Source organism: Amycolatopsis sp. NPDC059027 (assembly GCF_042739735.1).
Lineage (GTDB): Bacteria > Actinomycetota > Actinomycetes > Mycobacteriales > Pseudonocardiaceae > Amycolatopsis.
The window spans coordinates 34,318-49,567 of the sequence record NZ_JBHYIK010000024.1; the positions used below are offsets into that span (position 1 = coordinate 34,318).

General features: G+C 69.8%; 12 protein-coding genes and 2 pseudogenes. 10 read left to right on the top strand and 4 right to left on the bottom strand.

Annotation, left to right across the window (positions count from 1 at the left end; genetic code table 11):
- Positions 1-209: 209 nt before the first annotated feature.
- Positions 210-974: pseudogene (locus tag ACFWY9_RS18465) on the top strand (lysozyme); the annotation flags it as partial.
- Here the strand turns inward: ACFWY9_RS18465 and ACFWY9_RS18470 are convergent.
- Both ACFWY9_RS18470 and ACFWY9_RS18475 read right to left on the bottom strand, forming a co-directional pair.
- A complete protein-coding gene (locus tag ACFWY9_RS18470) occupies positions 878-2,023 on the bottom strand; it encodes a cytochrome P450 (RefSeq protein ID WP_378339376.1) in 1,146 nt (381 codons plus the stop codon). The pseudogene ACFWY9_RS18465 and the gene ACFWY9_RS18470 sit on opposite strands and share 97 nt — an antisense overlap.
- Positions 2,023-3,002: pseudogene (locus tag ACFWY9_RS18475) on the bottom strand (AMP-binding protein). Before ACFWY9_RS18475 ends, ACFWY9_RS18470 begins: the two are co-directional and overlap by 1 nt.
- Positions 3,003-3,689: 687 nt before the next feature.
- Here ACFWY9_RS18475 and ACFWY9_RS18480 point away from each other — a divergent pair.
- From ACFWY9_RS18480 to ACFWY9_RS18515, 8 genes are all read left to right on the top strand, one after another.
- Entirely contained in the window at positions 3,690-5,114 is a 1,425-nt protein-coding gene (locus ACFWY9_RS18480) for an amino acid adenylation domain-containing protein (RefSeq protein WP_378324952.1), read from the top strand.
- A complete protein-coding gene (locus ACFWY9_RS18485; protein ID WP_378339326.1) occupies positions 5,111-6,400 on the top strand; it encodes a hypothetical protein in 1,290 nt (429 codons plus the stop codon). Before ACFWY9_RS18480 ends, ACFWY9_RS18485 begins: the two co-directional genes overlap by 4 nt.
- 15 nt (positions 6,401-6,415) lie before the next feature.
- The gene (locus ACFWY9_RS18490) at positions 6,416-7,222 is read left to right on the top strand and encodes an enoyl-CoA hydratase-related protein (RefSeq protein ID WP_378339327.1); all 807 of its coding nucleotides are present in this window, start codon (positions 6,416-6,418) and stop codon (positions 7,220-7,222) included.
- Positions 7,223-7,256: 34 nt separating this feature from the next.
- Positions 7,257-8,630: a cytochrome P450 gene (locus tag ACFWY9_RS18495; protein WP_378339328.1), complete on the top strand. Its 1,374-nt coding sequence runs from the start codon at positions 7,257-7,259 to the stop codon at positions 8,628-8,630.
- Positions 8,627-9,736: a hypothetical protein gene (locus tag ACFWY9_RS18500; protein WP_378339330.1), complete on the top strand. Its 1,110-nt coding sequence runs from the start codon at positions 8,627-8,629 to the stop codon at positions 9,734-9,736. Before ACFWY9_RS18495 ends, ACFWY9_RS18500 begins: the two co-directional genes overlap by 4 nt.
- 17 nt (positions 9,737-9,753) lie before the next feature.
- Positions 9,754-10,806 (top strand): polyprenyl synthetase family protein, encoded by a 1,053-nt coding sequence (locus ACFWY9_RS18505; protein WP_378339331.1) that lies wholly within the window; start codon positions 9,754-9,756, stop codon positions 10,804-10,806.
- A gap of 76 nt (positions 10,807-10,882) precedes the next feature.
- Positions 10,883-11,854 carry a heme A synthase gene (locus ACFWY9_RS18510; protein WP_378339333.1) on the top strand — a complete coding sequence of 324 codons (972 nt, stop codon included), beginning with the start codon at positions 10,883-10,885 and terminating at the stop codon, positions 11,852-11,854.
- 112 nt (positions 11,855-11,966) lie between these two features.
- Positions 11,967-12,890, top strand: a complete 924-nt coding sequence (locus tag ACFWY9_RS18515) for an acyl-CoA desaturase (protein WP_378324945.1) — start codon at positions 11,967-11,969, stop codon at positions 12,888-12,890.
- Here the strand turns inward: ACFWY9_RS18515 and ACFWY9_RS18520 are convergent.
- On the bottom strand, positions 12,887-13,756 hold the full coding sequence (locus tag ACFWY9_RS18520; RefSeq protein WP_378339334.1) for a RimK family alpha-L-glutamate ligase: 870 nt from the start codon (positions 13,754-13,756) through the stop codon (positions 12,887-12,889). The two genes, ACFWY9_RS18515 and ACFWY9_RS18520, sit on opposite strands and share 4 nt — an antisense overlap.
- On the bottom strand, positions 13,753-14,055 hold the full coding sequence (locus tag ACFWY9_RS18525) for a hypothetical protein (protein WP_378324943.1): 303 nt from the start codon (positions 14,053-14,055) through the stop codon (positions 13,753-13,755). Before ACFWY9_RS18525 ends, ACFWY9_RS18520 begins: the two co-directional genes overlap by 4 nt.
- Positions 14,056-14,151: 96 nt before the next feature.
- Between ACFWY9_RS18525 and ACFWY9_RS18530 the strand changes: the two genes are divergently transcribed.
- Positions 14,152-15,123 carry a quinone oxidoreductase family protein gene (locus ACFWY9_RS18530; RefSeq protein WP_378339335.1) on the top strand — a complete coding sequence of 324 codons (972 nt, stop codon included), beginning with the start codon at positions 14,152-14,154 and terminating at the stop codon, positions 15,121-15,123.
- Positions 15,124-15,250 lie beyond the last annotated feature (127 nt).

A 15,250-nucleotide genomic window follows, 5' to 3' on the forward strand; every position in this document is an offset into this window, starting at 1 on the left:
GAGTGATCTCTGCGCGCAGCCGATCGCCCAGCTCGTGGAGTCGCAACGCTGTGCGCAGGCAAGACGTCGCTCACTCACATGAATCACAGGAGTCACACTGAGTGCCAAGAGACACACAAATTTACAACTACCACTTTAGTCACGCACACTCCTTGCGAGCGTGACGACGTCTCCGGCGTGTCGCGCGGGGCTTGGCAAGGGAGGCCGCGATGAAGGTGGGCATCAGGCTCGCGATCGGAAGCGCCTGCGCCGCCGCCGTGGCGGTGGGCGTGCTGGTGACGGGCGAGGGTCACGGCGGCGCCGGGCCCGGCGGGACCGAGGCGGCGGTGAACCTCGCGGCCGCGGGCGACGACCAGGTGCCCGGTATGGACGTCTCCTCCCACCAGGGCAACGTCGACTGGGCCGCGGCCTGGCGCAACGGGGCCCGGTTCGCCTACGTCAAGGCGACCGAGAACACCAACTACACCAACCCGTTCTTCACGCAGCAGTACAACGGCTCGTACGACGTCGGCATGATCCGCGGCGCCTACCACTTCGCCGTCCCGAACGCCACGAGCGCGGTGGCGCAGGCCGACTTCTTCGTCGCGCACGGCGGCGGCTGGTCGCCCGACGGCCGGACCATGCCGCCGATGCTGGACATCGAGTACAACCCCTACGGCCCCACCTGCTACGGACTGTCCAAACCGGACATGGTCAACTGGATCAAGGCCTTCTCCGACCGGATCCACGCGAAGACCACCCGGTGGCCGATGATCTACACGACCACCGACTGGTGGCAGACCTGCACCGGCAACAGCCCGCTGTTCGGCGACACCCATCCGCTGTTCATCGCGCGCTACGCCAGCAATGTCGGCCCCCTGCCCAGCGGCTGGAAGTACTACACGCTCTGGCAGTACGCCGATTCCGGGAAGTTCCCCGGCGACCAGAACGTCTTCGACGGCACGATGGAGCGCCTGAAAGCGCTTGCCCTCGGCGAAGGCCGCACCGAGGTGCCGCCGTCCACGCCGGTGAGCCCGACGCCCGCGCCGACCACCAGCTCCGCGCCGTCGTCGAGCAAACCCGCCACGACCAGTTCCAGCCCGCCGCCGAGCAAGTCCACGACGCCCAAGTCCGCGAGCCCGTCGCCGAGCACGTCGGCGCCGAAAACGAAACCGAGCACCTCACCCACGACGTCAGCGGGCCGTTCGGACAAGACACCGGGGCTGATCTGGGCGGGCGGCAAGACCCCGGCACAGCAGCCACGCGCCGAGCTGACGCCGCCGAGCACCCGCACGAGCGAACCCGCGCTGGTGGCGGTGCCGGTGACCACGGCACCCGGCACCACCGAGCCGAGCGCCTCCCCCAGCACGAGCGCGCTGCCGGGCATCGAGGTCGAGGCGCCCGCCGCGGCGCCGGTGAAGGACGAGGCCACGACGCGGGCGAGCGGTGATCTCGCCAGCACCGGTGTCCACACGGCCCGGATGGTGGTGTTCGGCGCGAGCCTGATCGTGCTCGGCGCGTGCCTGCTGATGCTGCTCCGCATGATGGTGCTGCGCCGCCGCCCGAGGCGGATCCGGTGACGACGGCGGCGACGCGGACGTGAGCCGCGTCGTTCACGGTATTCCGGTCGGCCGGTCAACCGTATCGAGGGGAAGTGCCGCAGCAAGACGGGTAGCGCGGTCTCCGTCTGCATGCGTGCCAGCGCCGCGCCGAGGCAATAATGCGCTCCCAGCCCGAAGGCGATCGGGCGGTTCGCCTGCCGTCCAGGGCGGAACGTGTCCGGAGCGGCGAACCGCCGCGGGTCACGGTTGGCCGCCGCGAGCACCAGCATCACATGAGCCCCCGTACCGACGGTTGTGCCGAACTTCTCGAGGCCGCACTCCGGCACCCGGGTCAGGGTGTGGATCGGCGGGTCGAACCGCGACACCTCGGTCACGAAATCCGTGGTGCTCGCACCGGCATAGGAAGCCGGTTCCGCCAACGCGAGCTTGATCGCGTTGCCGAGAAGGTCACTGGGTGTCCGCGCGCCGGCGATCAGGAACATCACCAAGCCCGCGGCGACGTTCGGTCCGCGGACCCGGATCTCCCCCGTTTCGCCATCCGGTTTCGGCGCACCGGTCTCCGGATCGGCGACGTACACGTGGTGCCCCTTCGCCGCCACCCCGCGGCTGACCACTCCGCCGTCCACAAAGGTCTTTCCCCCGGTGGTTTGCCCGTGACGAAGAGCGTGGCCTCGGCCAAGCCGTAACACGGGATCACCGCGGCGGTCCGCAGTCCCCGCCCGGCGAACCTTCGCGTGAACCGGTCCAGCACGCTCGGCGCGATGGGTTCGGAGCCGCAGAAGAGCTGGCGCAGGCTCGGCAAGTCGAGTTCCGCGAGTTCTTCGTCGGAGATGGACTCCGAGCACATTTCGAGCGCGAAGGCCGGCGCGACCGTGATCGTCACCTGATGCGCTCGCACGGCCGCCAGCCGTCGGAACGGCCGCTGGACGAAGTGCTCGGGCGCCATCATGACCAGGGGCCAGCCACCGTACGCCGCGAACAGGATCGTGCCGATGAGCCCCATGTCGTGGCAGGGCGGCAACCAGGTCAGCCCGACCCGATCGGGCTCTTCGCCGATGTGCGCGGTCAGGGTCTCGCAGTTGCTCATGAGGTTCCGGTGAGTCAGGACGACCCCTTCGGGGCGCTGGTCGAACCGGAGGTGTACTGCGGCAAGGCCGGCTCCCGCGACGTCGCGGCCTCGTTGTCGCAGACCGCACCGGCGCGGGGTATCCGGAGGACCGCGACCGGGGAAGCGACCGCGAGACCGTTCGCGAGACGGTCGGCGACCGGGTCGCCGGGTGGCTCCATCAGGATCGCGGCGGGGGCGCAGTCGGCGGCCACCGAACGCAGGCGTTCCACCGCGCGCTTGCCCGCGGGTGGAAAGGTCGGTACCGCCGTGGCTCCGGCGTGCAGGACGCCGAAGACCCCCGCGACGTAGTCCAGCCCGGGCCGAACGGCCGGCGCGACCCGGTGCCCGGTCAGACCACTCGTAGGCGACCCGGTCCGGCGTGCTCAGCGCTCGACGCTCGAGAACACCAACGATCGAGATGCCGACGTCGGCAAGAGAAGCCATGAGCACGCCTCCAAAGCCACCCCGCCACTTCCGCGGAACGACAATCGCGGAATCTGGAATGCGAGGATTGCGGCCGAAACCTAGCCGATTACCACCCGTGACAGCGCGATCCCGGTATATCCGGTCACAGGTTCTGCCTGTCCATTCTCACCCATCCGGGGGAGCGCGGCGAGATTCCGGCCTTCTAGAGCGCCGGACGCCGATCAGCGGGCGGCTCAATATCCCATCTTGATAGTTTTGTCAAGGCTGACGGCGATTTCTGCCCTCGCAGGGAAGCTTGGGGGGCCTTAGTGCACCTCTGCCCGCAAACCTGGCGTCGCGCCCCAAGGGAGGGTATGAAGTACGCCAGATGGGCTAACGAGAGGTCGCCCAACCGGGTTTACGCAATTTCGAGGCTGGTTTCCGCGCAGTTTTCGAATTCATCGCCGGAAAGCTTTTGGATGGAGATCTGTGCTATGGAGCAGATTCTCGCCGCGACAGGATCGCCGCTTGATTTCTCACCGGAACTCGCCGGGCTGAGTGCGGTGGATCGTCAATTGTTCCGGCGGTTCGGGTGGGGTCCCCGGCACAAGGCACCCACTGTGGCGGTGCACCGGATGATCGAAGAACATGCCGCCGCCGCGCCCGATACGGTCGCCGTCGAGCACCTCGGACACCGAATCACCTACGGTGAGCTGGATTGGCACGCCGAACGGTTGGCTGCCCGCCTGGCCGAGCACGGAGTGCGGGCGGGTGACCACGTCGCGCTGGTCGTCCGCCGTGGCATTCCGATGGTCGTCGGCATCCTGGCGATCCTGAAAGCGGGCGCCGCCTATGTTCCCCAGGACGCGCGGATCGTCCGTCCCGGCATGCTCCGGCACATTCTGCGCACCGCGCGGGCCGGAATCGTGCTCACGCAGTCCGACGTGCCGGTAACCGTCCCGGAAGGACACACCGGCATCGACATCGACTCGGTCATGGCCGAGCGAACCGATGTCGCGGCGCCGCGCGTCGACGTCGCGCCGGAGCAGGCTTGTTATGTCCTGTTCACCTCGGGTACGACGGGAAATCCCAACGGTGTGGTCATCACCCACGCCAATGTCGCCAACCTGCTGCTGACCGAGCCGGGTGACCTCGGCATCCGGCCGGGCACGGTGGTCGGGCAGATTCTCAACATCGCCTTCGACATGGCCGCGTGGGAGATTCTCGGCTGCCTGACCCACGGCGGCACGTTGCTGATCCGCGGGGACGACATCGAAGCGGTCGCCCGCAGGGTGGACGTGCTGATCTCGACCCCGACCATCCTGTCCGCACTGGATCCCGGCCGGTGTGCACGGGCGCGCACCGTCGTGGTGGCCGGCGAGCCGTGCCCGCGCCCGCTCGCCGACCGCTGGGCCCGCACCAGCACCTTCTACAACGGATGCGGCCCGACGGAGGTCACCATCGTCAACACGATGCAGCGTCATCACCCCGACGCCCCGTTGCTCACCATCGGCCGCCCCACACCGAACAACACCGTCTACGTCCTCGACGAGCACCGCAGGCCTTGCGCGATCGGGGAAGCCGGCGAGATGTGGGCGGGCGGAGACTGTGTTTCCTCCGGGTACCTGGCCAATCCCGAGCTCAATGCCGAACGCTATCTGCCGGACCCCTTCCTCGGCGGCGGCCGGATGATGTTCCGCACCCGCGACCTCGCCCGCTGGACCTCCGACGGCGAGCTCGAACACCTCGGACGGACCGACGATCAGGTCAAGATCCGTGGCTTCCGGGTCGAACTGGACTCGGTGTCCGCCGTGCTGGAGAACCTGCCCGGCTGCACCAGGGCGGCCACGCTCAAGCTCGACGACAGCACGCTCGTGGCCTTCGTCCAGCCGGAGACGGTCGATCCGGCCGCCGCGGTGCTCGCGGCCGCCGAGGCACTGCCCTACTACTGCGTCCCCGCTGTCGTGCGCCCGCTGGCCGCGCTGCCGGTGACCAGCCGGGGCAAGATCGACAAGGCGTCGCTGCTGCGCATGGCACACGGTGCGGAGGCGGTCGCATGACCACGACGACCGGCACCCGGGACGACGTCGTCCTCCCGCCGCTCCTCCCACCGCTGCGGCGGGTGTTCAAGCATCCGAAACTGATGCACCACAACCGGCTCGCGGCGGGCGTGCTGGTGGTCAACCTCGTCGTGCTGGGGTTCGCGGCGCCCGGCGGGATCACCGCCGAATTCGCGTCGCACGCGGCGCTGGCCAACTTCGCCCTCGCCATCCTGATCCGCCGTCAGCGCCTGATCAACCTGATGTTCCGGGTGGCGACCGCCGCGCCGGTGACCTGGCCGCTGCGGGTGCGGTGGGTGCTCGGCAAGGTGTACCACTTCGGCGGTCTGCACATCGGCGGAGCGGTTTCCGGAACCCTCTGGTTCGCCGCGTTCGTCGGCCTCAGCACGGCGAAGCCCGCACCCCCGGCCGTGCTCGTGCTCGCGTACGCGCTGGTGGCCTTGTTCCTCGGCATGGTGGTGCTGGCGACGCCGCGGCTGCGGGCCGGTAAGCACAATCGCTTCGAGCTGACGCACCGGCTCGGCGGCTGGCTGGCGCTGGTTCTGTTGTGGGCGTTGACCATCGCGCGGATAGTCCACAGTGGAGTATCAGTGTTCTCGTCACCGGAGTTCTGGGCGCTTGTCGTGCTCACCGCGGCCGTCGCCGCGCCGTGGACCCGCCTGCGCAAGGTGCCGGTGGCCATCGAACGTCCCTCGTCCCATGTGGCCATCGCCCGCTTCACCCACGGCCGCAAGCCCTTCGCCGGATCGTCGACCGCGATCAGCCGGTCACCGCTTCGGGAGTGGCACTCGTTCGCCAACATCCCCGCCCCGAACGAGCACGGCTTCCGCCTGACCATCTCCCGGGCCGGGGACTGGACCGGCCGGTTCATCGACGACCAGCCGCCGCGGGTATGGGTCAAGGGCATCACCACCGCGGGGGTGGCCAACATCGAGACCCTGTTCCGCCGGGTCGTCTACGTCGCCACCGGCAGCGGGATCGGTCCGTGCCTGCCCCATCTGCTGGCCCAGAAAGTACCCGCTCGTCTGGTGTGGGCCACCCGCAGCCCGCGCGCCACCTACGGAGACGGACTGGTGGACGAGATCCTCGCCGTCCAACCGGACGCGCAGATCTGGGACACCGGCCAGTACGGCAAACCCGACATGGTCCGGCTCGCCTACGCCGCCTACCGCGACTTCGACGCCGAGGCGGTCATCTGCATCTCCAACAAGAAGCTCACCTGGCAGGTCGTGCACGGCCTCGAAAGCCGGGGCATTCCCGCGTACGGCGCGATCTGGGACTCCTGAGGAAGAGGGCTCACCATGCGACTGAAGATCGAACGGTCCGGCCGGGTGGTCTGGGTGCGGCTGAATCGGCCCGACGTGCTGAACGCACTCGACACCGCGCTGATGACCGAGCTGATCGAGACCCTGACGCCGTTGGACCGGGACCCGGACGTCGGGTGCTTCGTGATCACCGGATCGGACCGCGCGTTCGCCGCGGGCGCGGACATCGCCGAAATGTCCGGCAAGACCGCCGGGGACATGCTGGCCGAGGACTTCTTCGCCGGCTGGGACGCGTTCGCCGCACTGCGCACCCCGAAACTGGCCGCCGTCTCCGGGTACGCCCTCGGTGGCGGTTGCGAGCTGGCGATGATGTGTGACCTGATCATCGCGGCCGACAACGCGAAATTCGGTCAGCCGGAGATCACCCTCGGTGTCATTCCCGGTATCGGCGGTACCCAGCGGCTCACCCGGCTGGTCGGCAAGGCCAAGGCGATGGACCTGATTCTCACCGGCAGGCTGATCGACGCCGCCGAGGCGGAGCGGATCGGCCTGATCTCCCGGGTCGTCCCCGCCGACCGCCTGCTCGCCGAGGTCACCGAGGTCGCCGAGCAGATCGCCGGTTACGGCAAACTCGCCGCGATGGCCGCCCGCGAATGCGTCGACCGCGCCCTGGAAACCGGTCTCTCGGACGGAATCCGCTACGAACGCCGGATGTTCCACGCGCTGTTCGCGACCGAGGATCAGCGGGAGGGCATGCGGGCCTTCCTGGAAAAACGTCCGGCACTGTTCACCAGCCGCCGAACGAACGAAAAACCCGATGGAAACCGGACAGAAGAACCATAGCAACAATTTCCGAAGTAAAGGCTGGGGCCCAGAAATGACTGTTACCGAAGAAGGCCGTCAATACCGGCTTGGCGACGCGCCGGGCCAGGTGCCGTTACTGGGGAACGCTCTCCGGATCTTCCGCGATCCGCTCACGTATCTGCCGGCTCTGCGCGAGCAGGGTGACCTGGTCCGGGTCAAACTGGGCCGGAGCATCGCTTATCTCGCCGCGACCCACGACGTCGTCCAAGAGGTACTCCACAAGCCGCGCGAATTCGACAAGGGCGGCGAATTCATCGACAAGATGAGGGTGATTCTCGGCGACGGCGTCGGCACCTGCAGTGTCAAAACGCACAAACGCCAACGCGCTTTCATCCAGCCGGCCTTCACCAAGGGCAAGATCTCCGGATACACCGAAGTGATGTCCCGGCACGTGGCCGAGCTGCTGACCACCTGGCGGCCGGGACAGGAAATCGACCTGCCCGAGGAAATGAGCAGGCTCACCACCCGGGTGACCGCGCAGGCGATGTTCTCCGACGAGCGGATCAGCGGGGAAGCGATCGCCGAGGTGCAGCGGTCGTTCCCGGTGGTGTGGAAGGGCGTCTACCGCCGGATGATGTTCCCGCTGCCGCTGGTGCACGAGGTCCCGACCAAGGCGAACCGGGACTTCCGGCGTGCGCTTCGGCGCCTGGACGACGTCATCGCCGGAATGTCGGAAACCTACCGCCGGCACGACGGGCCGCGCGAGGACATCCTGGCGATCCTGCTGGCGGCCCGCGACGAGCACGGCGCCGGGCTGACCGACGAGCAGATCCGCGACGAGCTGATGACCGTGCTCGCGGCCGGGGTCGAAACGCCGGCGTCCGGGCTCACCTGGGCCTTGTACCTGCTGAGCCAGCACCCCGGCGTCGAGTCCCGGTTGCACGAGGAGGTCGACTCGGTGCTCGCCGGGCGCACCGCCGTCGACGCGGACTTCCCGGAGTTGCCGTTCACCAACCGCGTCGTCAACGAGGCGCTGCGGATGTACCCGCCGGTGTGGTTCATCACCCGCCGCGCGGTCGTCGACACGAAACTGGCCGGACACGACATCCCCGCGGGGGCGAGCATCCTGTTCAGCCCGTACGCGCTGCACCGGGACCCGGCGGTGTTCACCGACCCCGACGCGTTCCTGCCCGACCGCTGGCTGCCGGAAAACCTGAAGAAGCTCCCTCGCAACGCCGTCATCTCGTTCAGCGGCGGTACCCGGAAATGCCTCGGCGACGTCCTGGCGAATCACGAGATGACCATCGCGCTCGCCTCCGTCGCGGCTCGCTGGAAGCTCCGGCACAAGCCGGGTCACGTCCTCAAACCAGTGGCGAAGGCGGAACTGACCACCGGCGAGCTTCCGATGATCCTGGAGCCGCGCGGGCCGGAAGGAGCCTCCGCATGACCGGCACGGCGACGGACGTCCGCACGGATCTGCCCCTGGCCCCGCCACCCGGGCACCCGCTGCTCGGCCTGCGCTCGGCGATCTCCCCGTATGCCGCCGAACTCGAGGCACACATCGTCGGATGGGCCGACCGCTACTCCCTTCTGGACGACGCGCGGGCACGGGACAAGCTCGCCCGCACCCGGCTCGGCGAACTCGTCGCGCGGGCCTATCCCGGCATCCTCCCGGACCGGCTGGAAGCGGTCGCGGGCTGGTTCACCTGGGCGTTCGTCATCGACGACTGCTACGAGGGCTACGCCGGCCAGTACGACGAGGCGGCGGCGCGAACTCTGAAGGTCCTGACCGCGGATCCCGGGCAGGCCACGCCTGAGACGCGCCTGGACGCGCAACTGGCCGACGTGTGGCACCGGCTGGCGGCCGGTATGGGCGCGGCATGGCGGCTGCGGTTCACCGGGCACATGACGCACTTCCTCGCCGCCTTCAAGTACGAGGCCTTCAACCGGCGCACCCGGCACGTCCCGGACCTGCTGGGGTATCACCAGCTGCGCCGGGCGTCCGGTGGCATCACCCCGTCGCTGGACCTGCTGGAGGTGGCCGCCGGTCAGGAGGTGCCGGCGCTGCTGCACGAGTTCGAGCAGGCAAGGGCGATGTTCAACCGGGCCGCCGACGTGGTGGTCTGGGTCAACGACATCGTTTCACTGCGCAAGGAACTGGCCGCCGGAGAGACCACCAACGGCGTGCTGATCCTGGCCGGGGAGCGCGGCCTCGGACTGCCTCAAGCCATCGAGTGCGCCTACGCACTGGTCGCCCGGCAGATCGAGCAGTTCCACCAGGCCGAGGCCGAGCTGGAACTCCTGCTGAGCCGGTGGCGCGGGCTGGAGGACTCGGCGGTCGACGCGATGCACACCTTCGCGGCGGGCATGCGTTCGTGGATGCGGGGAAATCTCGACTGGTCCGGGCACACCGACCGCTACCAGGTCACCGACGGCGTGCTGTTGTCCACCGATACCTCCCTGATAGCACCGGATCCCGGCGGCGACCACGATCGCCGCGGCCGGGCGCCGGGCGTCGCCGGGTTCGGCCTCGACCGGTCGCAGCCCGCGTAACGAAGAAGGGACCGCACATGCTGCTTTCTTCCGAAGAACACGCCGGCACCCGATCCGGGCCGGACCCGCTCGCCGAGTTCGACGCGATCCGGGCCCTCGTCCTGCCGGCTTATCGGTACTACGTCGAGCAGCTCGCGCCGTCGGTCGCGGCCGTGGCCGGCTACCACGCGGGCTGGCTCGACGAGTTCGGCGAGGACGTCGACGGCCCGGCGGGCAAGGCCCTGCGGCCGGTGATCGCGGTGCTGGCGGCGCGGGCCGCGGGCGCGCCGGAGGCGCTGGCGATACGCGCCGCCGTCGCGTGCGAAATGATCCACGACTTCTCCCTGCTGCACGACGACGTGATCGACGGCGATCGGCAGCGCAGGCACCGCCCGGCCGTGTGGGTCGTGTTCGGCACCCACGCCGCCATCCTGGCCGGGGACGGACTGCTCACCGCCGCGATGCGGCTGATCGCCGAGATCGGTGGCGGGCACGGTGACCGGGCGGTGGCCCGGTTGCTGAGCACCGTCCAGGAACTGGTGCGCGGACAGGTCCGCGACGTGGCCTTCGAACGACAAGGTTCCGTCACACCGGACGAGTACGCGGACATGGCGCAGGGCAAGACCGCCGCCCTGCTTTCCTGTGCCTCGTCACTGGGCCCGTTGCTGGCCGGCGCATCGGCCGCGGTGACCGGCGAGCTCGCCGCCTTCGGCTTCCACCTCGGCATGGCGTTCCAGTTCGTCGACGACCTGCTCGGAATCTGGGGCTCTCCGACGGAGATCGGCAAACCGGTACTGGCCGACATCCACCGGCGGAAGAAAACCGCGCCCGTGCTCGCCGCGTTGAACTCGGACGGGACGGACGCGCGCCGGCTGGCCGAACTCTACGGCCGGCGCCGCGCCCTCACCGAGGACGAAGCCGCCGAAGCCGCTCATCTGATCGAGCGGTGCGGTGGCAAACGATGGGCCGAGGCCGAGGCCGCACGCCACACCGAGTCGGCGCTGACCCACCTCCATCGCGCCGATGCCGCTCCGGAGCCGATCGAGGCACTGTCCTCGCTCGCCAGGCACATCACCCGGCGAAACCGGTGAACAGCGGGCTCGGCCTCCCCGAATCCGGGATACGCCCCGCCGCGGGCCGGCGAACAGGCCGTTCTACCATCGAACGGTGCCGCCACTCCGCAAGCTGATCGCCCGCCTGCCCTATCCGTCCGCCGCGGTCCAGCGGGCGGTCGCGATCGCGGCGGTGATCGCGCAGGCCGGGATCGGCGTGACCGGGTCGGTCGTGCGGGTCACCGGTTCCGGGCTCGGCTGCCCGACCTGGCCGACCTGCGTCGAGGGCAGCATCGTCCCGGTCGCCCATCCGGAGCTGCACGCGCTCAACCAGTGGATCGAGTTCTCCAACCGCATGCTCACCGGCGTGGTGATCGCGGTCGCCGCGCTGTGCGTCATCACCGCGTGGCGGGTGCAGATCGACCACCCGGAGCGCCGCCGCCTGGTCAAGCTCGCCTGGACGATGCCCGCCGGTGTGGTGCTGCAGGCCGTCGTCGGCGGGATGACCGTGCTGGCGAAGCTCGAATGGTGGACGGTCGCGATCCACTTCCTCGCCTCGACGCCGCTGGTGTGGTGCGCGGTCCTGCTGCTGCGCGCGTTCGGCGAGGGCGACGACGCGCCGCGCTGGCTCGTCCCGCCCGCGGGCCGCAAGATGCTCACCGGGCTGATCGTGACGATGTGGGCGGTGCTGATCGCCGGCACCACGGTCACCGGTGCCGGGCCGCACGGCGGCGACCTCAACACCCACCGGCTCGCCGCGCCGATCGAGACGCTCGCCCAGGTCCACGGTGGACTGCTGGTGGTCTACCTGATCGTGCTGGCGATGTTCGGCCTGCTGCTGATGCGGTCCTCCGCGCCCCGCGACCTGTGGCGCCGCTACACCGTCGTGTGGGTCGTCGCGCTCGCCCAGGGCGGGCTCGGCTCGCTGCAGTACGCGCTGGGCGTGCCCGAGGCGATGGTTTCCTTCCACGTCCTCGGTTCGGCGCTGGTGATCGTCGCGACCGCCGCGCTGTGGTGCGGTGCCCGCGACCGCGGCCCCGTCACCTCGCTGACCGCGCCGGAACGGGAACTCGCCACCGCGAGCTGATCCACCGGACTTCCAAGGGCCATCCGGACGTAACGCCGTGTCGGCGTACCGGCCAGCCCGTGCACCTACGCTCCGCCTCGGTACCCCCGCGAAGCGCCGAGGTGACACGTTCATGAAGTCCGGTACTGCCCCGAAACCCCTCGTCTCCGGCCGCCGTGGCACCGCCGAGATGATCGTCCTGAAGACCTTCCTGCTCGTCCCGTTCGCGGCGCTGCTCGCCGCGCTCCCGCTGGCCTGGGGCTGGGGACTGTCCTGGCTGGACCTCGTGCTGGCGGCGGTGTTCTACACCTTCGGCACGCTCGGCGTGACCGTCGGCTACCACCGCTACTTCACCCACGGCGCGTTCAAGACCGGCCGTGGCCTGCGGATCGTGCTGGCCGTGGCGGGCAGTATGGCGGTGCAGGGTTCGGTGATCTTCTGGGTGGCGAGCCACCGCCGCCACCACGCCTACGCCGACCGCGAGGGCGATCCGCACTCGCCGTGGCTGTTCGGGACGTCGCCCGTGGCGCTGCTGCGCGGTTTCTGGCACGCCCACATGGGCTGGCTGTTCCAGCGCGAGGTGACCAACTACGACCGGTTCGCGCCCGATCTGGTCGGCGACCGCGATCTGCGGCTGGTCAACCGGTACTTCTGGCTGTGGATCACGCTGAGCCTCGCGCTGCCCGCCCTGCTCGGCGGGCTGGTCAGCTGGTCGTGGTGGGGAGCGGTGACGGCGTTCTTCTGGGCCGGGCTGGTGCGGATCGCCTTCCTGCACCACGTGACGTGGTCGGTGAACTCGATCTGCCATCTGGTCGGCTCCCGGCCGTTCGCCAGCCGCGACAAGGCCGCCAACTTCTGGCCGCTGGCCATCCTGTCCATGGGCGAGTCGTGGCACAACTCGCACCACGCCGACCCGACGTGCGCGCGGCACGGGGTGCTGCGCGGGCAGGTCGACGTCTCGGCGCGGGTGATCTGGCTGTTCGAACGGTTCGGGCTGGCCAAAGATGTCCGCTGGCCGCGCGCGGAACGCCTTGCGGCGAAACGGCTTCCGGCCTAGGCGAGCTGCCCGCGCACCGCCGAGGCGAACCGCAGCGGCGCGCCGGCGTCGGCGTGGCGGAAGCCGAGCGACGGCTCGGCGAGTTCCAGCTCCAGCAGCAGCGGAGCACCGTCCTCGCCGCGGACGACGTCGACGCGGGCGTAGAGCAGTTCGGCGCGCAGGATGCCGAGCAGGGCCGAGGCCGCGTCGAGCGTGTCCTCGGCGAGTGCGCGCAAGTCAGCCGCGGGCTCGGTGCTCGCCAGCGTTTCCGTGAGGTACAAACCGGACTCGTCCAGCTGCCCGCCGAGCATCGCGCCCTTGGTGAAGGCGTGCGAGTAGATCCCGCCGAAGTACACCAGTGCCGTCTCGCCGTGAACGTCCACACTGGACTGGTACGGCTGGACGAGCACGGTGTGCCCGTCGCCGTGCAGCGCGGTGAGATGTGCCAGCGCGGCGCCGGTCGCCTCGGCGGTGAACCGCGCGGCACCACGCGAGCCCGCGCCCACCGACGGTTTGACGACGAAGTCCGAACCGGGCCAGCGTGCCTCGTCGCCGGGCTTCACCAGCTCGGTCGGGACCGCCGGGAGCCCGGCGTCGATCAGCTCGGCGAGGTAGGACTTGTCGGTGTTCCAGCGCACCACCGGCGCCGCGTTCGCCAGCGCGGGCACGGACTCGCACCAGCCGAGGAACTCCTCGCGCCGCTCGGCGTAGTCCCAGCTCGCCCGCAGGATCACGAGGTCGGCGGCGGTGAAGTCGACGGACCCGTCGTCCCAGGACGCCCAGCGCACCGCGAAGCCGACGTCGGCCAGCGCGGCGGGCACGGCGTGTTCGTCACCGTCCCCTTCGGGCAGCTGGGAGCAGCCGACAAGGATCGCCGAGAAGGTCACCGGCCCGCCATGCGGCGCCGGTGCTCCGGCCCGATCTTGGCGGCCTGCACCGTCTCACTGTCCCAAGTGGCCGCTTCGAGGTCCTCGACGCCCGCCACCAGCGCGTTACCCGTGTCAGTGTCCGCGACCACGACGTCGCCGAGCGCGCCGTCGGCACCCACCAGCACGACGCGGGCGCCCGCCCTGCCGATGTTCTCCACCACCGCGCGCGACGGCTTGCCGTGCCGCTTGACGAAGTCCCGCGCGGCGGACAGCTGGGACGAGGTCGGGACGCTCGGTTTCTCGGTCTGCTCAGCCACGTCCGGGAGCTTAACCGTCCAATGCCCGGGACGCGGAACAACCGTGGCCTCGGCCATAGTTGTGTCTGGCGAACTCACCCGACGCGAGGAGGAACGATGCCCACCGCAGTGCAGGTCGGCCGGACCGGTGGCCCGGACGTGCTGGAGATCGCCGAGATCGAGGTAGCCGCGCCGGGGCCGGGCGAGCTCCTGGTCGACGTCGCCGCCGCCGGCGTGAACTACATCGACACCTACCAGCGGGAGGGCATCTACCCGATCCCGACGCCGTTCGTGCTGGGCCTGGAGGGCTCGGGGACGGTCGCCGCGGTGGGCGCGGACGTGACCGGTTTCACCCCTGGTGACCGCGTCGCCTGGCAGGGTTCGATCGGGAGCTACGCCTCGCGCAAGCTGGTCCCGGCGTCGGTCGCGGTGAAGGTGCCCGAGGGTGTTTCGGACGAGGTCGCGGCCGCGACGATGTTGCAAGGCATCACCGCGCACTACCTGGTCGCCTCCACCTACGAGGTCAAGCCCGGCGACGACGTGCTGGTCCACGCCGCGGCGGGCGGCGTCGGCCTGCTGCTGGTCCAGCTGGCGAAGGCCCGCGGCGCCCGGGTGATCGGCACGGTGTCGACGGAGGAGAAGGAGCGGCTCGCCCGTGAGGCGGGCGCCGACGACGTCATCCGTTACGACAAGGAGGACTTCGCGGCGCGTACCAAGGAGCTGACCGGCGGCGAAGGCGTCGCGGTGGTGTACGACGGCGTCGGGAAGTCCACTGTGGACGGTAGCATGGCGAGCCTGAAGGTGCGCGGCCTGCTGGCGCTGTTCGGCGCGGCGAGCGGCCCGGTGCCGCCGATCGACCCGCAGCGGCTGAACTCCGGCGGCTCGCTGTACCTCACGCGGCCGACGTCGGCGCACTACGTCCGCACGCGTGAGGAACTGGACTGGCGGGCGGAGGAACTGTTCAAGGCCATCACCGACGGTGCGCTGGACATCCGGATCGGCGGCCGCTACGCGCTGGCCGACGCCCGGAAGGCGCACGAGGACCTGCAGGGCCGCCGCACCACCGGCAAACTCCTGCTCCTCCCCTGACGCCGCTGCGCTCCGTGAATGCCACATCGAGGGACTCAGTTTTCGTGAAAGTTGGGGTTACCGTCCCGCCCACCCCCTATGTCAACGCGGGCGGTGGGGGGGGGGGTGCCGCCCCCCGCGGCCGGTG